Annotated in this window: 16 protein-coding genes and 4 tRNA genes; 15 read left to right on the top strand and 5 right to left on the bottom strand. The window is 42.3% G+C overall.

Translation table 11 applies throughout. The features are described 5' to 3' along the window. The first annotated feature begins 67 nt into the window (after positions 1-67). The 9 genes from pspF (at position 68) to HG263_RS20200 (ending at position 9,351) form a co-directional block, all read left to right on the top strand. The gene (pspF, locus tag HG263_RS20160) at positions 68-1,153 is read left to right on the top strand and encodes a phage shock protein operon transcriptional activator (RefSeq protein WP_171627883.1); all 1,086 of its coding nucleotides are present in this window, start codon (positions 68-70) and stop codon (positions 1,151-1,153) included. 2 nt (positions 1,154-1,155) lie between these two features. Next, positions 1,156-2,760, top strand: a complete 1,605-nt coding sequence (gene sapA, locus HG263_RS20165; RefSeq protein WP_171627884.1) for an ABC transporter substrate-binding protein SapA — start codon at positions 1,156-1,158, stop codon at positions 2,758-2,760. Further along, entirely contained in the window at positions 2,760-3,794 is a 1,035-nt protein-coding gene (locus HG263_RS20170) for an ABC transporter permease (RefSeq protein WP_171627885.1), read from the top strand. The genes sapA and HG263_RS20170 overlap by 1 nt, the downstream gene beginning before the upstream one ends. After that, complete coding sequence (locus tag HG263_RS20175) at positions 3,781-4,674, top strand: ABC transporter permease subunit (protein ID WP_171627886.1); 894 nt, start codon at positions 3,781-3,783, stop codon at positions 4,672-4,674. The genes HG263_RS20170 and HG263_RS20175 overlap by 14 nt, the downstream gene beginning before the upstream one ends. Continuing rightward, entirely contained in the window at positions 4,674-5,681 is a 1,008-nt protein-coding gene (locus HG263_RS20180) for a peptide ABC transporter ATP-binding protein (protein ID WP_171627887.1), read from the top strand. Before HG263_RS20175 ends, HG263_RS20180 begins: the two co-directional genes overlap by 1 nt. Next, positions 5,666-6,427, top strand: a complete 762-nt coding sequence (locus HG263_RS20185; RefSeq protein WP_171627888.1) for an ATP-binding cassette domain-containing protein — start codon at positions 5,666-5,668, stop codon at positions 6,425-6,427. The genes HG263_RS20180 and HG263_RS20185 overlap by 16 nt, the downstream gene beginning before the upstream one ends. Before the next feature lie 265 nt (positions 6,428-6,692). Next, positions 6,693-7,580, top strand: a complete 888-nt coding sequence (locus HG263_RS20190) for a hypothetical protein (RefSeq protein ID WP_171627889.1) — start codon at positions 6,693-6,695, stop codon at positions 7,578-7,580. Positions 7,581-7,625: 45 nt separating this feature from the next. Then, complete coding sequence (locus HG263_RS20195; RefSeq protein WP_171627890.1) at positions 7,626-8,420, top strand: hypothetical protein; 795 nt, start codon at positions 7,626-7,628, stop codon at positions 8,418-8,420. Positions 8,421-8,475: 55 nt separating this feature from the next. Further along, the gene (locus tag HG263_RS20200) at positions 8,476-9,351 is read left to right on the top strand and encodes a hypothetical protein (RefSeq protein WP_171627891.1); all 876 of its coding nucleotides are present in this window, start codon (positions 8,476-8,478) and stop codon (positions 9,349-9,351) included. A gap of 513 nt (positions 9,352-9,864) precedes the next feature. Here HG263_RS20200 and HG263_RS20205 read toward each other — a convergent pair. Together HG263_RS20205 and HG263_RS20210 are read right to left on the bottom strand one after the other, a co-directional pair. Continuing rightward, positions 9,865-13,041: an amidohydrolase family protein gene (locus HG263_RS20205; RefSeq protein WP_246240046.1), complete on the bottom strand. Its 3,177-nt coding sequence runs from the start codon at positions 13,039-13,041 to the stop codon at positions 9,865-9,867. Between the two features lie 107 nt (positions 13,042-13,148). After that, positions 13,149-13,979: a M90 family metallopeptidase gene (locus tag HG263_RS20210; RefSeq protein ID WP_171627929.1), complete on the bottom strand. Its 831-nt coding sequence runs from the start codon at positions 13,977-13,979 to the stop codon at positions 13,149-13,151. A gap of 107 nt (positions 13,980-14,086) precedes the next feature. On the opposite strand from HG263_RS20210, the gene HG263_RS20215 reads away from it, so the two are divergent. Both HG263_RS20215 and HG263_RS20220 read left to right on the top strand, forming a co-directional pair. Further along, positions 14,087-16,414 (top strand): helicase-related protein, encoded by a 2,328-nt coding sequence (locus tag HG263_RS20215; protein ID WP_171627892.1) that lies wholly within the window; start codon positions 14,087-14,089, stop codon positions 16,412-16,414. A 584-nt stretch (positions 16,415-16,998) separates the two neighbouring features. Then, positions 16,999-19,215: a TonB-dependent receptor gene (locus HG263_RS20220; protein WP_171627893.1), complete on the top strand. Its 2,217-nt coding sequence runs from the start codon at positions 16,999-17,001 to the stop codon at positions 19,213-19,215. A 449-nt stretch (positions 19,216-19,664) separates the two neighbouring features. Here the strand turns inward: HG263_RS20220 and HG263_RS20225 are convergent, their stop codons facing one another. From HG263_RS20225 to HG263_RS20235, 3 genes are all read right to left on the bottom strand, one after another. Beyond that, positions 19,665-20,936, bottom strand: a complete 1,272-nt coding sequence (locus HG263_RS20225; protein WP_246240047.1) for a S41 family peptidase — start codon at positions 20,934-20,936, stop codon at positions 19,665-19,667. A gap of 585 nt (positions 20,937-21,521) precedes the next feature. Beyond that, on the bottom strand, positions 21,522-23,531 hold the full coding sequence (gene uvrB / locus HG263_RS20230; protein WP_171627894.1) for an excinuclease ABC subunit UvrB: 2,010 nt from the start codon (positions 23,529-23,531) through the stop codon (positions 21,522-21,524). Continuing rightward, positions 23,531-24,907, bottom strand: coding sequence for an MATE family efflux transporter (locus HG263_RS20235; RefSeq protein WP_171627895.1), 1,377 nt, complete (start codon positions 24,905-24,907; stop codon positions 23,531-23,533). Before HG263_RS20235 ends, uvrB begins: the two co-directional genes overlap by 1 nt. A 1,027-nt stretch (positions 24,908-25,934) precedes the next feature. On the opposite strand from HG263_RS20235, the gene HG263_RS20240 reads away from it, so the two are divergent. The 4 genes from HG263_RS20240 to HG263_RS20255 all read left to right on the top strand — a co-directional run bounded on the left by HG263_RS20240 (position 25,935) and on the right by HG263_RS20255 (position 26,310). Continuing rightward, positions 25,935-26,011: transfer RNA gene (locus tag HG263_RS20240), tRNA-Asn, on the top strand. 22 nt (positions 26,012-26,033) lie between these two features. Next, positions 26,034-26,110, top strand: a tRNA-Asn gene (locus HG263_RS20245). Between the two features lie 18 nt (positions 26,111-26,128). Continuing rightward, a tRNA-Asn gene (locus tag HG263_RS20250) sits at positions 26,129-26,205 on the top strand. Positions 26,206-26,233: 28 nt separating this feature from the next. Continuing rightward, positions 26,234-26,310, top strand: a tRNA-Asn gene (locus tag HG263_RS20255). Positions 26,311-26,415: the final 105 nt, after the last annotated feature.

Below are 26,415 nucleotides of genomic sequence, written 5' to 3' on the forward strand. Positions count from 1 at the left end.
ATTCTTTAGTTCAGTGCTTTTTTCAAATACACTAACAGTTAGTAAAAATAACTAAGAGTTAGGCAATATGAGCCAATTTCGCCAACAGGATAATCTACTCGGCCAATCAGACAGCTTTTTATCTGTGCTAGATCAAGTCTCGCAACTGGCGCCGTTAGAAAAACCCGTACTTATTATTGGTGAACGTGGTACCGGTAAAGAGCTTATCGCAGCACGATTACACTATCTGTCTGAGCGCTGGGAACAAAACTATATTAAGCTAAATTGTGCTGCACTCAACGAAAACTTACTTGAAAGTGAATTATTTGGTCATGAGAGTGGCGCTTTTACCGGTGCCAGTAAACGACATGAAGGTCGTTTTGAAAGGGCCAATGGCGGCACACTCTTTTTAGATGAATTAGCCAATACCTCTGCGATGGTACAAGAAAAACTATTGCGCGTGATTGAATATGGTGAATTTGAACGTGTTGGTGGCAAAAGTACAGTCAAGGTCGATACTCGCTTGGTATGCGCGACCAACGAAGACTTACCTACACTAGCCGACCATGGTGAATTTCGTCATGACTTACTCGACAGACTCGCATTTGACGTCATTACGTTGCCTCCCCTTCGAGCTCGCCAAGAAGACATTTTGTTACTCGCTGAGCAGTTTGCAATTAATATGGCTCGCGATTTAAATTGGTCGTTGTTCAGTGGCTTTACACGTAAAGCGACTGACAAACTATTAGAATACGATTGGCCGGGTAATATTCGAGAGCTAAAGAATGTTGTTGAGCGAAGCTTGTATCGTCACGGTAGCGAAGGCTTACCTGTTCATAATATTGTGTTAGATCCTTTTGAAAGTCCACATAGACCTACACAACGGGTTAAAGCAAAAGCAGCAAATGAACCAACACCCACTATCGTTTATGCCGATTCAGAACAACAACCTGCGGCACCAGAGCAAGTAAAGCAAGAAGCAAATATCGAGTTTCCATGTGACCTCAAGTTGCTCTCAAATGAGTATGAGATTAATTTAATACAAAATGCACTTGAACATAGCCAATTTAACCAAAAGAAAACTGCACAAATGCTTGGTTTAACGTATCATCAACTGCGTGGATATTTGAAAAAATACAATCTGTTAGACTCGGGTCAAAAACAAGAGGCATAGATGTGCGTAATTTGCTACTAGGTGCGTTGTGTACGTACTTACTGGGCTGTATTGATGCAAGCCAACAAACGATTAGAAAAACACAAGGGTTAGTGTATTGTGCCGAGGCTAATCCTGTGTCGTTTAACCCACAAGTGACAACAACAGGCTCCACGATAGATATTATCGCCAGCCAACTCTACGACACTTTGCTCAGTATTGACCCAGAAACCGCTGAATTTAAACCTGAATTGGCCACCAAATGGCAAGTCAGCAATGATGGTAAAACAGTCACCTTTTACTTACGCAACGACGTACAGTTTCACCAAACAGATTACTTCACACCAACACGAAAATTGAACGCCGATGATGTAGTTTTCTCTTTTGGTCGATTATTTGATGTCTATAACCCTTACCATTTTGTAGGTGATGCAAACTATCCTTACTTTCAAAGTGTTGGCCTTGATCAGCTGATACGCCAAGTCGTCAAGGTTGATGACTATACCGTGCGTTTTGAACTGTTTAATTCTGAAAGTAGCTTTTTATCTAATTTAGCCACTGACTTTGCCGTCATTTTATCCAAAGAATATGCCGACAAACTGGCTAACGTGGAACGCAAAGACTTATTTGATATTTATCCTGTTGGTACGGGCCCATTTAAATACAAAAACTACTTACGCGATAACCTTATTCGTTACCACCGCAACGAGCACTATTGGAAGCATAAAGTTCCAATGCAACAACTGGTTTTTGACATTACTACTAATGGCACCAGCCGCATTGCAAAAATGCTTACAAAAGAGTGTGATATAACCGCTCATCCCAGTGCAACACAATTAAGTGTACTGACTGCACGTGACGATATTCATGTTGAAAAAGCACCAAACCTGAACATTGGCTATTGGGCTTTCAATACCGAAAAACCGCCATTTGACAATTTACTAGTGCGTAAAGCATTGGCTTACTCAGTAGATTTTGAAAAAATCATGCAGGCGGTATTTTATGGTAATGGGATAATTGCTCGTTCACATTTGCCCCCATCATCTTGGGCATTTGAAGCGCAAAGCAATATGCCAACATATAACCCCGAGTATGCAAGGCAACTGCTTAAAGAAGCAGGGTTTGAAAACGGCTTTAGCATGACCCTTTGGGCCATGCCAGTGTCTCGAATATATAATCCAAATGCCCGTAAGATGGCAGAACTAATCCAAAGCGACTTAAAACAAATAGGGATCACGGCACGTATTGTTGAGTATGAATGGAATACCTTTTTGGAACGGGTTGGTAACCATGAACACGACAGTGTACTGTTAGGTTGGGCCGCAGATACACCTGATCCCGATAACTTTTTTAGCCCGCTGCTTAGCTGCACAGCAACGTTTAGTGGTAAAAATCCATCTAACTGGTGTAATCCAGAGTTTGATCTATTGCTGACCCAAGCGCTTGATGTAACAGACATAGAACAACGTAAAGTATACTACCAACAAGCCCAACAAATGATCATTGAGCAACTACCGCTCGTGCCTATCGCGCATGGTGTGCGCTTTCAAGCAACCAACAGTGACCTCAAAGATATTTCCCTGCGTCCTTTTGGCGGGATCTCTTTAGGCAAAGCGAGGCGAGACTAATGTTGTTTGAATATTTATTAAGACGCATCAGCTTATTACTGTTTATGGTGTTTACTCTCACCGTATTTACCTTTTCGCTTAGTTACATGTTTCCCGGTGAATTACTTAGCAACGTAACTGGGCAACTACATCCTACCTACGCACAAAGTCAGGCACTAACGCTAAAGTATCACTTAGATGAGAGTATATTTGTTCAGTACCTCGCCTTTTTAGAACGGATAGTACAAGGTAACTGGGGGCTCTCGCTGTCATCAGGTCAACCCGTTTTTGAGCATGTTGTAAAACTCTTTCCAGCAACGCTGGAGTTATGTATCTACGCTTTAGCTATGGCTATCATTTTTGGTATCCCTGGAGGTATTATTGCCTCGGCTTATCATAAGCGCTGGCCAGAAAAAATTATTAACTCTTTAAGCCTACTTGGTTTTTCAGTCCCTATCTTTTGGCTGGCTTTATTACTTATCATGGTATTTTGCTTAGGCTTAGGGTTATTTCCAATGTCAGGGCGTATTGGCCTGTTGTATGAAGTTGAGCCCATTAGCAACTTTATCCTGCTTGATATTATCCTACAAGGCTTCCCTTACGAGGGACTGGCATTTGTCGATGCACTGCATCATTTGGCCTTGCCGACAGTGGTTTTAGCAATGTATCCCACAACCGTATTGATCCGCTTTACCAGAGACTCGATGCTAGATGTGTTAGAGCAAAATTATATCAAAACAGCTCGTGCTAAAGGCTTAAACCGCCGTCAGTTGATCATGCATCATGCGCTTAGAAATGCACTTTTGCCCGTTATCAAACAAATTGGTTTGCAGTTTAGTACGCTGATTACTTTGGCGATGATCACCGAAGTCATCTTCTCATGGCCAGGGGTTGGTCGCTGGCTTATTGATAGTATTTATCAACGCGATTACCCCGCAATTCAAGGCGGGTTATTGGCTGTTTCTATGTTTGTTATTTTAGCGAATATGGTGGCTGAGTTTAGTCATACCTTGTTCGATCCACTATCGAGAAATCAGGCCCATGGCAAAGTTTAGTTTATTTAGTGAAGAGTCAAACCGCTCGCCATTGTCTCGATTGTGGCGAAAATTTAAATCTAACCACCCTGCATTGGTTGGCCTTTGGGTGTTTGTCGCCCTCACCTTACTGGCTATTACTGCGCCATTCATTGCGCCTTATGGGATCAACCAACAACATGGTGATGCGCTTTTACTGCCGCCATCTTGGCACGAGCTTGGCGATGTACGATTTATTCTTGGCACCGATGATTTAGGCCGTGACGTACTCTCTCGGTTGATGAACGGCGCAACCTTCACCTTTGGTTTGTCCATCATCGCGGCGCTGGTGACAACGCTCATAGGGGTGATACTTGGCACATTTGCAGGGATCAGTAAGGGGTTTCGTTCGAGTTTGCTCAATCACGTATTGGACATTACTTTATCTATCCCTTCGTTACTGTTAGCTATCATTATTATTGCGGTGCTTGGACCTGGATTACTCAACACCGTTTGGGCCATCATTTTTGCGCTGCTACCGCAACATGTTCACTCTGTAAGAAACCTCGTGGTAGAAGAATTAAATAAAGATTATATCAGTGCATTTCGTTTAGATGGCGCTTCTAAATGGCAAATACTAACCCGTGGTGTATTACCTAATATTTATGAACATATTGTGGTTATTTTTACCATGGCGCTGTCAACTGCAATATTAGATATTGCAGCGTTAGGCTTTTTGAAGTTAGGCGCACAACCTCCTACTACAGAATGGGGCGCAATCTTGGCTGAGAACCTCAGCCTGATTTACCTTGCGCCATGGACCGTTGGCTTACCAGGTGTGTTATTATTTATAGCCGTGTTGTCGACCAACTTGGTAGGTGATGGGTTAAGGCAAGTGCTAAAAGGTCGAAAGGTAGATTAATGCAGCTATTAGACATTCGTAATTTGACCATTGAATTACACACTGAAGAGGGTGTGATCCGAGCTGTTGATCGCATCAACTTGAGCCTCAAAGAGGGTGAAGTGCACGCTCTCGTAGGGGAGTCTGGTTCAGGCAAAAGCTTAATCGCCAAAGCAATTGTTGGGGTGCTTAACAAACGCTGGACAGTCACTGCGGATAGAATGCATTGGCAAGGTGTTGACTTGATGAGGCTTGGCCCTGAGAAACGCCGAAAAATAGTCAGCCGAGATATGGCGATGATTTATCAAGAGCCGAGCAGAAGCCTAGACCCTACAGCAAAAATCTATGAACAAGTAGCCGAGTCATTACCCGATAGTAGCTTCAAAAGTAACTTTTTTTCTCGTAGTAATGAACGTAAAGACAAAGTTAAAGCGCTACTACATAAAGTTGGGATCAGAGATGATAAAAAGGTTGCCAGCAGTTACCCTCACGAGCTATCTGAAGGTGTTTGTCAAAAAGTAATGATAGCGATGGCCATTGCCCGCAGCCCAAAGCTGTTAATTGCCGACGAGCCCACCACCGCCTTAGAAAGCGTTGCCAAAGCACAAATTTTTAGATTATTAAAAAGCCTTAACCAGTTAAAAAATATGTCAGTTTTGATGATCTCTCATGAATTAGAAGAAATCACCGACTGGTCACATGCAATGCACGTTTTATATTGTGGACAGATGGTTGAAGCAGGTCCCACTGACAAAGTATTTAACACTCCATATCACCCGTACACACAAGCACTGGTTAAAAGCTTGCCTGACTACGCACAAGGCTTGGCGCACAAAGAACCGTTTTATGCGCTAAAAGGAACTATTCCACCATTGCAGCATTTACCAATTGGCTGTCGCCTTGGTCCTCGTTGCCCACAAGCACAAAAACAGTGTGTAGTTACACCGCCACAAAGTAAAGTGCATAGTCATACTTATGCCTGCCACTTTCCGCTTGTAAAGGAAAAATCCAAATGCAACCGCTCTTAAAAGTTCAAGGACTTAATAAATCGTTTTGTACCCGAGCTGGCGTATTTAAACGTAAGCATGCTCGTGTACTTCAAGATATTTCGTTTTCGGTTGGTCATGGTGAGACGCTGGCGATTATTGGTGAAACCGGCTCAGGAAAAAGCACCTTAGCGCGAGTGCTCGCAGGAGCAGACTACTCCGATAAAGGTCAAATATTGCTAGATGGCGATACCATTGAAGATGATGGCATTAGGTGTGATGAATGTCGCCACATTCGTTTAATTTTTCAAGACCCTACCCGTTCGCTTAATCCTGGTTTAACCATTGGTGATATGCTTGATGATTGCCTGCGGCTCAATACTGAGCTTACCAAAGCGCAACGCGATAAAAAGATTAAGCACACACTGACTCGTGTGGGCCTGCTGACCGAACATTTTGAGTATTACCCACATATGTTTAGTGGTGGTCAATTACAGCGTGTTGCACTAGCTAGAGCGCTTATTTTAGACCCCAAAGTGGTCGTATTAGATGAGGCATTATCTTCGTTAGACCCCTCCGTACGGGCGCAAACGGTCAACTTACTGTTAGAGCTACAAAGAGACACAGGGCTAAGTTATGTGCTTATCACCCACCACTTGAGCCTTGTTAAGCATATGAGCGACCAATTATTGGTTTTAAATAAAGGTAAGGTGGTTGAATATGGTGACACGCTGTCTATTTTCGCCACACCTAAGTCTCGCGTAATGCAGCGCTTACTAAATGTTTAGCGCATAAATGCTAACAGTGATTGCTATATTGCTGCTTCCCCAACTCTACATATCCTCTGAGACCTAAATAAACGCAAAGCAACCTGAATTGAACTTGCGTTAAAAAATTGTATAAAACCATATTAATCGTCTTAAGCTGGACTATGTACACGGCATTCTAAGAAAAATCTAACTAATACTCTGGCGAAACCCAAAAAAATGAACTAAATGTAACTTTCTAGTATTTACTTAAACATACCATGAGTGACAAAAGGATTGGATGAATATGGAAAAGAGTGAAGGGACTCTGAAATCCGAAAAAACAACATTGAAAACATGCCTCCAAGCTATCGTTGGTGGAGTAGTTGCAGCTGGGCTCGTTGCCGCGTGGTTAATTGTTTATTTGCAACCTATTCTATCAGCTAAATTTGAAGAGCAAGCAATCAGAAATAACATTGCGGTACTCAAAATAAGTCAAAAACAGCAAGAGCTTGATGCAGAAAACAAAAAACTGACCAGTAAACGAGATGCTCTTTTAAGTGCTGTAAAAAAACTTGAGTTAGAAAACAACAACCTACAGGTTCAATACGCTGTCCTTGAAGAAAAGCAAACGGCATTTATTAAGCAATACCGTGAATTAATTGAAAAAGAAAAAAAGGCAAAAAGTGATAGCCAGCAATGCTTATCAGAGAAAGAAAGCTTAGCCTCCAGAATTTCTACCATGGAAGAAAATGTTAAGGTCTACGAAAAACAAGCCAGTGACACTCAAGAAGCAAGAAAGGAAACTGAAAGAAGTTCAAAGTTCATCCAGAACGAATTAGAAAAGGCGTCAGTTCAATGTGAATTAACTTTACCGGTAAGCTGGGTTAAACCTAGAGATTGGCTTGGGCGCCACTACAAATTAACAATTGATAAAGGAATATATATCTGGCCAACAGAGTTAGATGAAGAATCGAGCACTGCAAAATATATCATCAACACTTCAAGTTTAAGTCGAGATTCGGGTATCAAACTCATAGAGGATGGAACTATTTCAGTTGGTTCAGAAGTTACTTTTAAGTATGAAGATGCATCATACAAACTAAAACTGCTATCTATTAGGCAAGCTGGCAAACTTCCATCTGATGCAGCGTATTTCACAGCGGATAAATGCACTGGTGGTATTGAGCATTAGTGTCGAATAAAGACGTCACCAATATACGTAGAAAGGAGAAAATATATGTCTGATTTTGGAAATGAATTTATTGAAGCTAACTCTGAGTTTCGCCAAAAGTTTGCATCAAGTGGTGTAAATGAAGTTCCAGCGACAAAAGAGTTTGTAGTGAATGCAACAGGTAATTTATTTGTCGCCACGACACTCAATGGAGGCGCTGATGGTGATTCGACGATATCTGAAGAAGCTAAAACGGCCTTTGGGCAAGTCAGTGTCTTTTTTGCTGCTATGACAAAAGCAATGGCTGAAGAAGAGAAGTCATTATTTGATTACATGGCAATAAATAATGTTGTCTCCACATCAGGCCTTTTTATAAAGGTAACAGATAGCAATGTGCGTTTTACCAGTCAAGCTTGGGGGGTTAAATTAGGCAATCAACTTGTTCAAACGCTATTTGGTTTAAGTGGAAACTTAGGTGCAATTGGTAAGTCACTCATGAGCATGGTTGGGGCAATTGGCAAAGAAGCAAATGGAATTGAGGTTTCCTCCACTTCCCAAACGAGAGAGCAAGAAGTAGGCACTATTATTTTTGTCTGTGAGTATTTGCTTGGAGCTATCTCGATTACTCCGATAGTTTTTAAGATTGACTCTCAAGACGCATCTGATGCGTTTGAAGCTTCTGTTTGTTTTAAGGCACATAAGAAGACAATTAAAGTAGATATAGTAAAACAAGTTTATATGTTTGTTCCTCCTGAATTCATCAAACAAGCAGGTGTATTAAATGAAGCTATGGAAAGTGAGGAGTTTGACAAACTTGTTGAATCGCTAAGAGAAGCAGTAAAAACGCCACAAGGTGAGTAAAGGATGTAGCCAACACCATACTTGATTAATAATTACCTCTATTTAAGGGCGCTTTATGTTCAAAAGATTGTGGCTGGGGCTTAAGGTTATTTTTGGTGGAACACTACCTCATAGCGACTCTGAAAAACTATATTTACCAAATAAAAAATATTATTTATTTAATGAAACTGGCAACATACTAATTTGCACAACAGAGAAAAGTGTTACAGGTTTTGAAGAGGATATTCGTAGCGCTTTTAATAATGTCACTGTTTTTTTCGCAGCAATGACCAAGGCGCTTAGTCAAACAATAAACCCTGTGACTAATAAACCTTTTTCAACTTATAACTACCAAGCGATAAAAAACGTATTTGCAAGTTCTGGGCTGTTTGTTGAGACCTCTAAAGAAGTGGGCGTTTTTAGGAGCCCACATATAGGTGAAAAGCTTGGTCAAAATTTTGTAGAGCATATTCTGAATCGTGAATTTGATAGACGAACGTTATCTTTTACTCGAGGTATGTTTAGTGGTATGCGTAAACAACATGAAGTAGCTGATGGTGCAGAGCTCGACCCTGATTCGAATAAAATGTGTAGAGGAGGACAAGTCTTCTTTGTTTGCGAATTGCTTTGTGGCGTACCTACAACAAGTGTAGTTTTAGTAACTATTGAACCTAAGAGCGGAGTTGCAAATACTCAAGACTCGACCGTAAAAGCGAAGTCTGATGGCGCAGATATCGATATTTTAGATATTGGGAGTACTCAACAATCACGTCGAAAGGAGAAGGGGATTGTTAGAGATTGGGCGTACAAAAAACGAACCTACTTATTTATATCTCCTCAATTCATAATGCAATCAGCAGGTAATTTAAATCCAGACAATTATTCGTCTTATGAGGAACTTGTTGATGCAATTTCTGACGATTTGCTTAAAAAGCTAAACCCTTTAGTTTGACTACCTACTTTGTTCGTTATGGCTAAACTGTATACCTCTAGACTGTTTATGCCACTAGAGTTGTTCACTCCTTGAACTGGTAATTGAAATGATTTTGAAGAACCTAAAGCATCGACCACTACAGACTCAATCACTATTGGATTAGATTAATAATTCCCCGTTTTATTAACCAAATAGTCAATATACGATTTTGATAATCTGATTATTAATAAGTTAGACATAGATGTAGAGAATACAATGAGTTTTATGACCTATAACCAAGAATTTACTGAATTGAAAATGCATGACATGACTTGACGCGCATAACTTGCTTTTAAGTCTACTTTTTAAATGTCTGTTCTTCACTCCCAAAAGCCTTGGAATAAATGAGAACATCAAACAAATCACAGCTCTATTAATAAAAAAGGCCACAACGAACGTTGCAGCCTTTTTATGTCTTTGTGTTCGCTACACCCTGACCTACATCAGGATGACGAAGGTCAGGGTTTTAAACGCTTTTTGTCATTTAAATGATTATTCAAAAAACAGTTTATCGCGCTCTTTTTTGCCTACTTCATTCATAGTTGCTGCATCAAACAAACGACCATTGATCATGGTGTAAGTTACTTTATCTGTGTCACGAATGTTTTTCAGTGGGTCGCCGTCAATCACCACCAAGTCAGCAAGCTTACCCGCTTCAATTGAGCCGATATGCTGGTCTAAACCAACATACTTTGCTGGGTCTAGCGTGGCAGCACGCAATGCTTCAAGTGGTGTCATGCCGCCTTGTGCAAACATCCAAATCTCCCAGTGAGCAGCTAAGCCTTCACGCTGACCATGGGCACCTAGGTTAACTAAAACACCTAGCTCTTGTAGCTCTTTAGCCACTCTGGCGTTATTAAAGTGGTTGTAGTGATGATCTGGTGATTTAATACGACGCATAGAGCGAGGTAACAATTGATTTTTAGGCACAAACTTACTTAAGCGTGGGTGGTTCCACACATCCGTTTTATCGTACCAGTAGTTTTCACCCCAAATACCGCCATATGCCACGCCAAGTGTTGGTGTGTAACCGACTTCACTTTGTGACCAAAGCTGTTTCACGTCATCATAAATGTTTGCCACCGGAATTGAGTGCTCAACCCCCGTATGCCCATCGACAACCATGGTTAAGTTGTGTTGCAGTAGTGAGCCACCTTCTGGCACAACCATCATGCCTAGCTCTCGAGCCGCTTCTACAACTTGTTGACGCTGCTCGCGACGCGGTTGGTTATATGACTTAACACTAAATGCGCCCACTTTCTGTAAACGCTCAATGTGGAATTTGGCATCATCTAACGAGTCAATATGTGCTGTATAACCCGGTACATTGGCACCATATAAAATAGTACCTGTAGAGAAGATACGAGGGCCAACAATCTTACCTGCTTTTTGCATCTCGCTGGCTGCGAAGATCTCCGTAGTATCATTAGATGGGTCGTGAATGGTAGTCACACCTAAAGACAGACCTGCTAGATTTTTCCAGTTTTGCTCAGGAACAATTTCATCACTGGCTTGTGAGCCATGAGCGTGCGCATCTACAATCCCTGGGATAATCGTTTTACCTGCAACATCAATCACTTTAGCGCCTTTGGGCACAGTTACTTGCGCTACACTACCCACGGCTTTAATGTGCTTTCCGTCGGTTAAAACAACGCCGTTTTCGATGACTTTATCACCTTGCATTGTAACAATTTTAGCGCCAGTTAGAGCTATCATGCCTTTAGGCTGCGCCATATCTTGCTTAAAGCCGATGTCGGTGCCGCTTTTAACTTTAAAGTCAGCCTCTTTATCTTGTTTGATATCAAACATACCATCAAGACTTGCATGATAAAGCTCAGGCCCTAAGCTCCAATAAAGCTTGTCACCCTTGGTGCTCCAGCTAATGTTTTCGCCTGCGCGAACCGAAAGCTGCTCAACAGGGAACTGTTTGTCGGTTGGAGAAATAGAAATGGTTTTGCCTGTTTGTACAAATGGCGTCACAAACACTTTAAAACGCTCAGCAAAGGCAAGATATTTACCGTTTGGCGATACTCTAAATTCAGTTGCATGTTTCGCTTCATACAAAACACGAGACTTCTTGGTCTTAAGTTCAATTGAGTGCAGCTCAGGGTGTTTGCCATATCCCATCATGTATAGCGTGTCATTGCTATCAGCAAATTGCGCTTGATAACCATCTTCGCTGATAAGTTCAGGTTCACCACCATTGCTCGATACCTGATAAAGCCCTGGGTTCAAAGACCACTGTGGGTTTAAAATTGAGCCACCACGAGTTTTACGATACACCACGGTTTTACCATCAGGGCTAAAGGTAGGTTCAACGTATTTACCCGGCTCTTTCGTGATCACTTTGCCTTTACCGCCACTGGCAGAAATCACTCGTACACTGCCCTGCTCATTGTCATCCCATGTGGTATAAACAATCTTTTTGCCATCACGAGAGAATTGCGGGAAAAACTCAAAATGATCGTTTTGTTTAGTTAAACGCTTCACTTTACCCGACTCTAAATCGCGTGCGTAAATATGACCCATGGCTTCAAACACAGCCGTTTCACCATTGGGTGATACCTGCACGTTACGCAGCATTTTCACATCAAATTGATCTTGATCGATATTTTGTGCAAAACGCAGTGCTTTTTGAATTTTCTTCGTGGTTTTAACTGTAAACTCAATGGTTTCAATGGCTTTATCTGCAACCGCTAGCTTGTGAATTTTACCACCGGCCCAAAAAACTAGGCTCTTGTTATCTGGTGTCCAAGCAATTGTTGGATACACGCCGTGAATTGCCCATGTTTCTTGCATATCACGTTCAAGGTTGCCATATAGTTTGGTTTCTTTGCCTGACTCTAAGTCATATAAGTACAAGCTTGATTGGAAATCATCACGCTTTACGTAAGCCAGTGTTTTGCCATCTGGTGACGGAGTTGGACGAATTGCGCCGCCCATCCCTGATAAAATCACTTTGATTTCACCCGTTTCTCTGTCAAATCGCTTGATCTTGTAGATACCTGCTACAGAGTCTTTCGAATAGTGAAAAGTTTTACCCGGTGTGGCATCTTGAGAGAAGTAAACATAACGGCCATCAGGTGAAAATGCCGGTTCCCCTAGATCTTTTTGGTCGTTATCACGCTTGGTCAGCTGAAAACCTGTACCGCCCGATTTGTGATACATCCATACTTCACCAGCACCTAGTGAACGCGTACCCGTAAAGTGCTTACGCGCTACAAGATAGTCACCGTCAGGGCTCCATGCAGGGCTGTTTAGCAAACGAAACGTTTCGTTGGTTACCGCTGTTTGCTCAGAACCGTCGGTTTTCATCACCCAAATATTATCACCGCCGCCTTGGTCTGAAGTAAATGCAATGTATTGCCCGTCAGGGCTAAAGCGAGGCTGCATCTGCCAGCCAATGTCAGAAGTGAGCTGTTTAGCTTCACCACCTGAAATTGGCATGGTGTAGATATCACCTAGCAGGTCAAATACCAAAGTTTGACCGTCTGGGCTGATATCCACATTCATCCAAGTACCTTGTGTTACAGAGATGTTTGCGTCTAAAAATTCACCTTGCGGTGCATCCACATTCCATTTTTCTGATTTGGCTTCTTCAGCTTGGGCGCTACCGAGCGCTAATGCAATAGAGAGCGACAGTGCGCTATAAAACTGTTTTTTCTTCATTGTTATACTCTCAACTAAAATTTGCACCATCACAGCAAAAAACGGCTAAAGTTGCCAGTAAAATGCCATCAAATACAGATTTTTGCGGCTGTTACGCAGTTGAGTGGCTAATGACGCTGCCAATCAATGGGGTCAAATTGAAAATAGCGCATCAACAAGCGATAGAGCTCAGGGTCATAACTTTTTAGCGCCGCTGGTTTTTCAATAAACGTTTCGGTCAATACAGCAAAAAATTCTGCTTCGTTGGTCGCCCCATAGCTGTGCATCACATGGGGCATTTGATACGCCACATGGCTTTTTAAATTTGCATATGCTCGGCTAAATACCCGTGCCCAGTCTGCATACTCCTGTTTAGTGGCTAATTGCGGTGTGCCGTTTGTTTGCCCTGTTTGTTGATCTAGCTGATGAGCAAACTCATGAAATACCAGGTTATGACCATCCCCTGGCAAGCGGTTGCCTTCAAGTACATCATGCCAACTCAAAACTAACGTACCACCGGGCCATGACTCTCCTTGGCGGATGGAAGTGTGATAATTCACAAGGCCCGCGTTGTCGGTGCTTGTTTGGGGCGCGTAGTAACTACTGGGATACAGTAAAACCTCTTTCACGTTTGGATACAAAGGCCATGCTTGTTTGAGCACCAACAAGCATGCATCTGCCGCAACAATGAGCTCCATCGCACGATTTGTTTTAAGACCATCTCGGCCTAAAATACGCTTTTCTCCCAAAAACCACACGATGTGTCTTTCTAATGCTTCGCGGTCGGCATCTGTCATCGCTCGGTAAATTGGCATGTATTTCAACAGCACTTGTCTATCCATATGCGACAAACTTTGTGCTTGATACTTCTTTTGCCAAAACGCGTTTTGGATGGTTTGCCAGCGCCAATACACAACCACAAACACCAACAGCGCGAGCATTAAAAATACATTAATCATCATTGTTTACTTATTCATCTTTTTAAACATAGTTGGTACAAACTGCGGTATTTTCAATACAGCTTTGATAATATTTACCTCCTATTTTCTGCAAACGTATTTGAGTTATGACATTACCGATTGAAGCCATCAAACCTGAATTTTTAACTCAGCTTGCACACAACCATGTTGTGGTAAGTGCAGCAACTGGCTCCGGTAAGTCAACCTGTTTACCCTTATGGGCAAATGACCTAGGTAAGGTGCTAGTGATTGAGCCAAGACGCATTGCTTGTACATCTTTGGCTGAATATTTAGCCTCTCAAGCACAACAAAAAATGGGCGGAAAAATTGGTTATGCAATTCGCTTTGAGCATCATTTTGATGAAAACACCCAAGTGGTATTTGCCACACCGGGTGTAGCACTACGCTGGTATTTCGAAAACCAACTTAGTGACTATCACGTTGTGATGCTCGATGAATTTCACGAACGCCGCTGGGATATGGACTTGCTATTAGCGTTACTTAAAAGCCACGCTCGCCACCGTTTAATCGTCACTTCCGCAACACTAAACACAACACCAATTATTAACTATTTACAAGCAACTGCGCTGCATTCAGATGGCAAAATGTATCCAGTAAAAGAGCGCTTTATGGCAAATGACTCACGCGCGATGCCCAGCAAATATGATTTAAGCGAGCGAATTTGCGAGGCCTGTGAATATGCGTTAGACAATACCGATGGCGACATTTTGGTGTTTTTGCCCGGTAAAGGTGAAATCCAAGCAGCCGCTGGGCAGCTATCACACCTTGATGCTCTGGTTGTGCGTTTATATGGTGGCTGTCACCCAGAGCAACAGCGTCTCGCATTAAATGTGCAAAATCAACAACGCATCATATTAGCCACCAATGTCGCAGAAACTTCCTTGACGATACCCAATGTAAGCTGCGTGATAGACTCTGGATTGGAGCGGCGTACACACCTCAGAGCAGGTAAAACGGTACTTAACCTTGAAGCCATTGCCAAGGATTCAGCTAAACAGCGCCTTGGTCGCGCGGGCCGTACACAATCAGGGATGTGTATTCGCCTGTATGGTGAACATGCGCCACTTATTGATACCACGCCACCAGAAATACACCGCGAAAGCCTAGTTGAATTGGTACTGGCTGCGGGTTGTTCAAGCAGTGGGGTTGATAGCCTAGAATTTATTGAGCCATTACCGCAGGCATCGAAAGCCGCCGCCATCGAAAAGCTCTCTCAAATAAAAGCCATTGATAAACAGCTACGTGCGACCGACCTTGGCAAACTGCTTTATCCCTTACCCGTAGATGCCGAACTGGCGTATTTAATCAACGCCATGCCCAGTAAGTCGCTACAACAAGCTATGGTCGATGCGATCGCGGTGCTGAGTGTGCCAGCTCGAGTCTATCAATTGCCAAATTCACCAGAGCAAATAGACATACTGAATAAACAATTACCCAATCACTGCGATTTAGAATTGGTCATCGCACTGGTACGAGATCAATTAGAATGTGTAAAAGCTGAGCCCGACGCGCTCAACGAAGCAAAACAATTTAGCGACCAGTTACGTATCGCATTTGATTTACCACAGCGAAAACACGCAGCCAGCTATGATAGAAATCAACTTGTTGAAGCGATAGCCAAAGCCAAACCCGATTGGCTATTTGTAAAACGAAATAACCGACGTGGTGCATTTGGCAATGGTAAAAGCGAAGTTGTGCCAGCTAAAGAAACTCGAGTCAACGATAAGTGCCAAGCCATGCTAGTGCTTGATACGTATGCACTGGCTGGAAAAGGCACTAAACAAGCCATGACGTTGGCAACGCTCAATGCCCCCGTAAATTTAAACTTAGTCACAACTTTGGGTCTTGGTGAGCAGCACTTTATCGATGCATGTCTTGTAGATGAACTGATCATGGCAAAAGTTAGTCATGCCTATGCCGGTCTTGAACTGAATGAACAGCTGCTGGAGCCCTCAGGTCAACTCTTTATCGATGCCTGTATCGCGCTGATTTTAAAAGGAGAGCTGCTTGCTCCTGCAGGCTCACAAATTACACAGTCACTGGCTGAGCACCAGCTGTACTATCTAGCCAATAACACCCCATTTGAAATGCTGACTGCCAAACAATATTTGCAAGACAAGCTCACTGAACTGGGACTCCAAGAGCAAGATGACATTGAGCTAATTGAGCCACAAGATTTGTTCTATCAACAAGTTGAACCTTGGCAGCTAGAACCGTTTATAGAAAAACACCCGTTGCATGTAAAGCTTAACGACTTACTTATGCAGGTAGAGTATTCATTCACAGGCAAACGTATTTTGCTGACTCATGTCAGCGGCAATAGAAAGGAAGCGCCAAAAAAGTGGGAGCTTCCTGCTTGGTCTGGCTTCAAAGTTCGCTACAAAAAAGCCAGTAAAGTGGTAGATGTGAAGTAATGCCGTTATGAGTGTTTAGTTTTCTTACCGGTTAGGCGGCGGTCCCTCGCTTAAATTCATAATACGCACTTAGCGCAGTGTACTGCCAACAAGCCTTTAAATGGGCCGTAGTGGTGCTATTTTCTTCATCACCTTACTCATTAAAGAAATAGTTAATCTAAAACGCTTTGGCATGTTTATACACAAGGTCGACCAAGCCACTTTATAACCCGACATACTGGGGAAATAAAATCCCTTATAAGGTACAATAGTGAAAAATGTATTCAAAAATGACTCCCAAAAAGGAAAACCTCACTAGTTTTTTATTGCCAAAATTATAAAGTCCAATGTATAATACCCTCCCAATCGAATAGCAGCTTTTTGCTGGCCTTTCATTTTTGTAATTAGCCGTAAAAAATAAAAAAGTATCAGCAGTCTCCAATGGATGATTGCGTTTTTTTGCGCGCGCGTTTTACAAATATATCTGGTTAGCAGTTGTATTCACGGTTGGCGATTCCCGCATAGCGATTACCTCGCAGCGATGTCTATCGCAAGAAACCAACACACACGAGATTTAAAAGTTTAACCGTTTCTGAGGAACAAGTATGAGCATCACTGTACGCAACTTATCCCCTATTGCTGGCGCATTAGCAGTAGCATTGACTAGCTTATCTTCTACATCTGTTATGGCAGAAGAAGTACAAGCCGAAAAGTCAAAAATTGAAGCAATCACAGTAACAGCAACTAAACGTTCGCAAGTTATTTATGAAGTGCCGATTGCAATGAGTGCATTCTCTGGTGATGACCTAGACTCACAAGGTATTTCAGATATCACTGATGTGGGCAAATTTGTTCCAAACCTAAATATTACAGGCTTTTCAGCAGGTCATAACTCTTCTGCAAACCCATTTATTCGTGGTATCGGCCTACAAGATCACCTGATCACCACAGACCCTGGTGTGAGCGTTTATGTTGATGGTGTTTACCTTGGTCGCCAAGTAGGCCAAAACTGGAACCTTGCAAACATTGAACGTATCGAAGTATTACGTGGTCCTCAAGGCACACTTTATGGCCGTAACTCAATTGGTGGTGCAATCAACATCATCACTAAGCAGCCAGATCAAGATGCAGTGACTAAAGTAAGCGCTGAAGTTGGTACTCGCGGTCGTCTTAAAGGCAGCATTTTCACCAACCAAGCGGTCACAGAAGACCTAGCGTTTAACTTTAACTTAGGCTTTAATCGCCGTGGCGGTTTAGGTGAATTTGTAAACCTACCTAATGCCGAATATGATGTGGGTGAAAATCAAGAGTTCCACGGTCGTATCTCTGTAAAATATAACGCCAGTGAAGACCTACGTTTAGTATTCACAGCCGATGCAAACGACGGTGAAGGTGGTACACGTCCTTACACCACATTAATTGATGAGCTACCTAATGGTCGTTTATACCAAAATGGTCTGCGCAACTCAGACACAACTGTTGATCCATACGACAATGCAACAAGCACCATGGAAACAGCAACCGTTTCTAACAATGCAAACGGTATTTCACTGACTGCTGAGTACGATATTAATCCAGATTTTGGTACTAAGTTCATCTTCTCAAAACGCTCATCTGAATATAAAGCAGGTCTTGATGATGACAGCACAGCTGCTGCACTTGATCACTACCCTGAGCGCGGTAGCGCAGACCAAACATCGGTTGAATTGCAATTAACAGGTTACTTAGGCGATGCGGATTTTGTAACTGGTGTTTACTGGTTCAACGAAGAAGGTTCAAACCGTCAGGATGCATCAGAGGCGAGCTTTGATGGAGGCCCAACGAAGCTTGAACTAGACCAAGAAACCACCAGTCGAGCAATCTTTGTTAACGTAGGTGTTGATGTAACCGATGACTTACGTATTTCAGGTGGTGTACGTTACACTGAAGATGAAAAATCAGCATCAACCAACGTATTTGACCCTGTTGGCACCATTTACTCAAGCCGTGACTGGGATGAAATTTCATGGGAGCTGGCAGCAAACTACACCTTTGAAAATGGCTTAAACTGGTACACCACAGTGCAAACTGGTTATCAGTCAGGTCAGTACCCTGCTCGCCCTTACTTCTTAATTGGCCAGTTCTTCGGTGCAGGTGGTTTTGACAACCCAGAAGCCGCCGCTATCGTGCGTGCAAACAACGCCTTTATGGCGAGCGATAACATCAGTGCAATCAACTACGAAACCGGCTTCAAAGGTCAGTTAACAGATGACTTCAGCATGAGTGTTGCGTTTTTCAATACTGAATACGATGACTTACCATATCAAGTAAACGTGGTAACAGACGCAGGTTTCGATACTAATAACTTAATTGTCGAGCAAACCTCGCGTGGCGTTGAATTTGAAAGTACTTACTATGTCACTGACCGCTTTACACTACATTCAAGCTTTGGCTTTATGGATGTAGATGTAGAAGAGCAAAATGGTGTTAAACCAGTTGCGCCATTAACACCTGAGTGGACGGCATCAATCAGCCCATCTTATGAGTTTGAGCTAAGCAGTGGCGCTACCGTAAACGCACGTATGGATATTTCATACCGCGACGACATGTACGGAGAGCCAAGCTCTGACCCTCGTCGTATGACGCAAATTGACTCACGTACAACGACTAACTTTGATATCACCTATTCACCCATGAATGCAAACTGGGATATTTCATTGTATGGCCGTAACATCTTTGATGAGCGCTACGATGATGCTCGCTTGAACACAGGTGACTACATCCTAGTGATCAAGAGCAATGACGCTAGCGAATTTGGTGTACGCTACAAAGCGACGTTCTAAGTCATACTTGTAAACACTGAATAAGAAAATGCCAGCGTTATGCTGGCATTTTCCTCTTAATAAAAAATACCGACTCTCAAAATGCAATAGCACCGCAAACCTTACGGTTACAGCGCAATATAAAGCCTCAGAGCAAACCACCAAAGTCGAGAATAATAAAGCTGGATCATCAAGTTCTGGAGCATTGAGCTTTACAATGAGTTTATTGGCGTTTCTAGTTATCTCTCGTAGGTTGAATGGCAAAGCACTGATTAAGCGCATATAAGATACAATCTATAAAATACGAACTTAAATGCTTCACAATAGGCTACAGACAAATCTGTAGCCTATTGATATATAAATTTATCAACGAGGTACATCTTGCTTGCGTTTTACCAAGAATGTGAAGTCGAAACATTCACTCGGCATGTTCTCATTAAGTGGGTTAAAGAAACTGTTAATTTTACGAGCTAAGCTCTATCAAGTACCGATAGTGCTTTTGCTAAAGCAGGGTCATTGCCTGAGCTATCTTTATCCGCCGTATCTAAACGAATATGTGGTACAAAATCTTCTCTAAAGCTGCCGTTCACATGATATAAACGCTCAAAACCCAGCTCTAACCAAGTTTCACTGTGTTTAAGCTGCACGGTTTTTATACCACCGAGTAAATCTGCCATTGGCGCACCAATCACCGTTTTGGCACCAATTGCATCCAAGCCAATCGTCATGCCCTCCCCCATACTGCCTGTCCAGTGACCCGCCAAGACAACAAAAGGCTTATCGTAATAAGGCAAGCTAGGCTCAACGTAAGCCGTTGCCATTTCGGCGTGAGTATATGGCAGGCCAACCTGCTGAGTTTGGTATCGTTGATAGGCTGTTTTGTGTGTTACAAAGTGACCTAAAATTGGCTCAGCTACACCGGTGTTTCCGCCACTTGGCGTATTTCGCAAGTCAATGATCAACGCCTTGGTATCAGCAAGCGCTGCTAAAGCCTGTTTAAACTCATCAACCGTTTTGTTATTACCTAGCCCATTATTGAAACGAATGTAGCCAAAATTATCTATTTTACGAAAACTGATCATGGGACCATCTCGAAAAGCATTTATCGCCTCATAACTTGCTGCAAGATGATAGTGTTTTTCAGCATCTTTGCCCTTGGCTGTCACTTTTCTAGATGTATTACGATAACCTCCCAAACTGACATTTGCAGCAAAGTTGACCTGTTCTGGCTGTAATTGCGATATCTCGCGCCCAAGCACCTGCTTAACTGCTTCGTGCATAGGCATACCGTCAATTTCTATGATCTCCATATTGGGACGGATCCCTGCAACATCTGCCGCAGATCCAGCTTTTACATCAACCACCACAAACTGCTGGTTTTGATAATTTACATATATATCTGAACCTGTTGGAAATACGCTATAGTCTTGTGCGTTGTAAGGACCTAAATTTAAATGCGGGTCGTAAAAGTGCCGTAATAGCATTTGTGCAGTATCGGCAAATGCTTGTTTAGATTGTGTAACGATGAGCTTGGGAGCAAAAACTTCAAACAAGGTATCTTTATCAACCCCAGCTCTATCAAGATAAGCATATTGCTGTTGTAAGGTGCTTTGTAATTCTAACCACGCGGTGTCCGCATCAAATTTCTGCGCGATATCTTGTGTCATCACCTGCTGATGACATGCACTTAAACTAAGTGCCAATAGCCCACCGAATAACATCCCTAAGTTTTTGTTTTTCATTGTTATACCTAGTAGTACCTAAATTAGATAGGCGCATACCATAGCAGTAAAACGGATATAGTGAAATGACAGTCGTGATAGCGCTGGCCACAGCCTTACCAATGTCATCAAGTACCAAACCAACTGAAAAGTTTTTCGTATGCTCATACTTAAACAATGGGCTTTGAAATGGGCAAGTCAGTGTGATGCCGTTTAGCGGTGCCCCGTGGTTTAATTTGAACCAAGAGAAGTATCCAAAACCGGTCGCTTTACATTGAAGGAATTATCGTGTTAGACAGTTATCGGAACATAAAGTAATCAATAAGGAAAATAAATATGAAATTACAATTAAAAAAGAAAACTTAACCAAACTATCTAAAACTCTGAGCAAGCAACAAACAAATAATATTGCAGGTGGGACTGGGACGGCTCCACCAGAGATTACTGGCGATCCACAAACTTGCCCTGATAATTATACTCAAGTGTGTACCTTCATCTGTTAATTGGCAGTGCTTAACGCAGCAAAAGACTAGAAGGGTAAACCGAGTTTATTTACCCTTCATAAAACATATCTAGCCGATAACACACATACTCAGTAGCGAATACTCATAACCCTAGCAATTGCTGCTGTAACTCATGAATTTGGTCGCGTACTTTTGCCGCTTGCTCAAACTCGAGCTCACGAGCATGTTGCATCATCTTCGCTTCAAGTTCACTAATTTGCGCAGCGAGTTGTTTAGGATCAGAATTAGCTTTTGCCTCTTTTGGCTTTCTGTGCAGCTTAGCTTTGGCGATATCTGCCTGTGACACTTCCTCACCGGTATCCATAACATCGGTGATCTTCTTATTTAAGGCTTGCGGTTCAATACCATGCTTTACGTTATAAGCATGTTGAATTGCTCGGCGGCGCTCAGTTTCATCGATTGCCTTACGCATCGACTTCGTTATCACATCACCATATAAAATGGCTTTACCATTTAAGTGACGTGCGGCACGACCAATGGTCTGAATAAGCGAGCGCGCTGAGCGCAAAAAGCCTTCTTTGTCGGCATCTAAAATTGCGACGAGCGATACTTCAGGCATATCCAAGCCTTCACGCAGTAAGTTAATGCCCACTAGCACATCAAATACTCCCTTGCGTAAGTCTCGAATAATTTCCATGCGTTCAACCGTATCAATATCTGAGTGTAAATAACGCACTTTTACATCATGATCATTCAAATAGTCGGTTAAATCTTCGGCCATGCGCTTGGTTAAGGTCGTAACCAATACCCGCTCTTTTTTCTCAACGCGTAAATAAATCTCTGATAGCAAATCATCTACTTGAGTAGCGACAGGACGTACTTCTAATATCGGGTCTAACAACCCAGTTGGACGGATCACCTGCTCTGCAACATCACCGTTTGATTTTTCAAGCTCAAAATCACCAGGTGTTGCCGATACATAAATCGTTTGCGGCGCGATGGCTTCAAACTCATCAAACTTTAATGGTCTATTATCCATGGCCGAGGGTAATCTAAAACCATACTCAACTAAGTTTTCTTTACGACTTCTATCACCTTTATACATAGCCCCTATTTGCGACACAGTGACATGAGACTCGTCAATGATCATTAAGGCTTCATCTGGCAAGTAGTCCAGCAAGGTGGGTGGTGGCTCGCCCGGTGCCCTGCCAGATAAGTAGCGACTGTAGTTTTCAATACCAGAGCAATAACCAAGCTCAGTCATCATTTCAATATCATACTGGGTACGTTGTGCGACCCGTTGTTCTTCAACTAACTTGTTGTTTTCAAGTAGCTGTGCCCTACGCGCTTTTAGCTCAACCTTGATTTTATCAATGGCATCAAGGATCTTCTCTCGTGGCGTTACATAGTGGGTTTTTGGATAGATAGTGGCTCGTATCAGATGCTTTTCCACAGCCCCAGTGAGTGGATCAAACATACTGATGCGCTCTATTTCATCATCAAACATTTCCACTCGAATAGCATAGGAGTCAGATTCAGCAGGAAAGATATCTATCACTTCTCCGCGTACGCGATATGTACCTCGGCTAAAGTCCATATCGTTACGGGTATATTGCAATTCAGCCAAACGACGCAGCATATCTCGTTGGTTGACGGTATCCCCAACCTTGAGCAATAGCATCATCTTCATGTAAGAGTCTGGATCGCCAAGACCATAAATAGCGGATACCGACGCAACGATGATGGTATCACGCCGTTCAAGTAATGCTTTGGTTGCCGACAAACGCATTTGCTCAATATGCTCATTAATTGAGGCGTCTTTTTCGATAAACGTATCACTGGCAACCACATAGGCTTCGGGCTGGTAGTAATCATAATAAGAAACAAAGTATTCAACCGCATTGTCTGGAAAAAACTCTTTCATCTCTCCGTACAATTGCGCAGCCAGCGTTTTATTGTGTGCCATGATAATCGTTGGGCGATTCAGGTTACTAATGATATTGGCCATAGTAAAAGTTTTACCCGTACCCGTCGCGCCTAAAAGGGTTTGATGTGCAAGGCCCGCCTCCAAACCATCACACAGCTGCGCAATTGCTGTGGGCTGATCACCACTTGGTGAAAAATGTGATACCAGCTTAAATTCATCGCTCATCAAGCATACTCCCTATCTGATGCATCGTGCATTCTCGCCAAACTATGGTTAAACCAATTATAAGCCACCAATGCTGTCATTAAATTACCTATTGCTGCGCCAATGAATAAACCGGGAAGATCGCCTAATAATGAGCCAATATAAGCAAAAGGCACATAAAATATAAACAACCTTACCACGCTCAGTGCCAATGCATTCATTGGTTTGTGCAAGGCATTAAATGACGAGTTCGATAAAATAATAACCCCCTGGAACCCGTAGCTTAACGGCATGATATAAATAAATAGCTCTATCACCGTGACTACCTCAGCTTCATTACCAAATGTGCGACTTATCACACCTGAAAACAGCAATAAAACGAGGTATATAATAAACTGCCAAACCATTACAAATTTTAATGTTTGTTTATAAGCTTGTTGGACTCTATCGTACTTACCTGCACCAAAATTTTGGCTGACAAAGGGAGGTAAAGTCATCGACAAAGCTAACACAACTAAGCTTGCTATCGATTCAATACGACTTCCGACACCAAATGCGGCAACGGCCTCAGGACCATAGCTTGCGACGATAGCAGTCATCACCGCCATCGCCATCGGAGTCAGCATATTTGCACCTGCAGCGGGAAAACCTATTTTAAGGATTTTACGGCTTGCGCTAATCACTCCCTGCTGACCACCATGCAAACTAAGTAAACGTTTTTTTACTGCTAGCAAATATAAAATAATAGCCACAGCCACCGACCAAGCAATTACACTGGCAATTGCAGCTCCTTTTATACCCAGCCCGGATATTGGACCAAGGCCAAATATAAGTAATGGATCTAGCAATGCGTTAATTAGACCTGCAAACCCCATAATAAAGCTAGGTGTTTTGGTATCGCCACTGGCTCGCAACACGGAGTTTCCTATCATGGGGGTAATTAAGAAAACACTGCCTAAAAACCAAATCGAAATATAATCATATATGTAGGGCATTACTTCGTGGTTAGCACCAAGTAATTTGAAGATAGGTTCAATGAAAATAAAACCGACAACCGATAAAGAGAATACAAAGACTGCGGATATAAGTAATGCGATTGTGGCATCAAATTTAGCTTCATCTATTTTGTTGGCACCCAACGCCTTAGCAATAACGGCAGAAGTGCCAATACCTAATCCAATAGCAAGACTAATAACGGTAAAAGTAACCGGAAAAGTAAAACTGACCGCAGCCAGTTGTTCAGTACCAAGCATACTAATAAAAAAAGTATCTACAATATTGAACATCATCAAAGTGATCATGCCGAAAATCATAGGGATGGTCATTCGTTTCAAAGTAGCTGGGATATCTGCACTTAAGATATCATTGCCTTTATTTGGATTGTGCACAGACGACATATGATGTGTGTTCTCCTATTATGAGCTTGGCATTTTAAATCATCAGCGACCTTAAACCCAGCCAATTCATCAGCGATTTTACCGCCCATCCAATTACACTCGATAAAACTTAGATTAATCTAGTTAGCTTTAAATAGACCGAGACATAGCTCAAAAAAGCACAAAAGGCTCTTAAATGACAAATTAGTTACACATTTAACAACCAAGCGTATTTTTTTTGCACAACAAAAGCGCGTTTTGGTCATAAAAACTTCACTTGCATCAAAATTCGCGCCAATTATATGCAAGATTGTTAGTGGTATGATTTTATTGATAAAAAATAATTTTAGAAAATATATTGAAATGCTCGCAGGGCTCTATTTTCATAGCTTTGACACACTTCTTAAATATTAATAAACAATGTTATCCACAGATTCCGTGGATAAGTCGATAAACGTCAATAGAATAAGGCCCTAGAGAGAGATCATTTACAAGCTGTTGATTATGACAGTGTGATCGCGTGCACCAGATCAGCTCAAAAACGAGACAAATTAGACTTACTAACGCTATATCATTACGTTCCTAAAACTATTACGCTTATTCCAACAAACAAAACAAAAATACAACCAATTGTATTTTTTAAGTTTTTTCCAAGTACACGGTTAATCTATGCATATTTTACTCAGAGACCGCGCACAAAAAGCGCTTGTTCAGCAAGAATGAGCAAAAATTTAACGCAGCGTGCGGAGATCTTTGTGCAACGATCTGACCACCGCAATTATGATCAAAAAGAAAAGTTTAGAAAACACGCGATTCGACTAATAATTAGCTCAAAAGACTAATAATCACACGTTTTAGTTAAAATCTAATCATCAAGGTATTTAAACGCACAACACCCACAGCAGCGATTAGAGTATTTTTGCAATAAATTTCGGCAAATCGAATAGAAAAGCAGCGAATAAGACAGTTTTTTAATTTTATGTCATTTTATTGGTTGACACCTTGCTATGGGGTCATTAATATTTCGCCCCGTTGAGAGACACACGCTTCCCCCTTAGCTCAGTTGGTTAGAGCGACGGACTGTTAATCCGCAGGTCCCCCGTTCGAGTCGGGGAGGGGGAGCCAAGTTTCTTAATAAAAAAACGATTCCCCCTTAGCTCAGTTGGTTAGAGCGACGGACTGTTAATCCGCAGGTCCCCCGTTCGAGTCGGGGAGGGGGAGCCAAATCGTTTTTGCAATTGTTCCCCCTTAGCTCAGTTGGTTAGAGCGACGGACTGTTAATCCGCAGGTCCCCCGTTCGAGTCGGGGAGGGGGAGCCAAATTGCAGCTTCCTACTTTATATATTGTTCCCCCTTAGCTCAGTTGGTTAGAGCGACGGACTGTTAATCCGCAGGTCCCCCGTTCGAGTCGGGGAGGGGGAGCCAATATGACATTTCGATAGACAATCCAACTCTTTTGAACTAACCTACAACTGCTTAAATACAAATAAAATAGCTTGATTTAAAGCGACTTTTCCCTCGTTGATAGAT

This window comes from Pseudoalteromonas caenipelagi (assembly GCF_013140855.1).
Classification (GTDB): Bacteria; Pseudomonadota; Gammaproteobacteria; order Enterobacterales; family Alteromonadaceae; genus Pseudoalteromonas; species Pseudoalteromonas caenipelagi.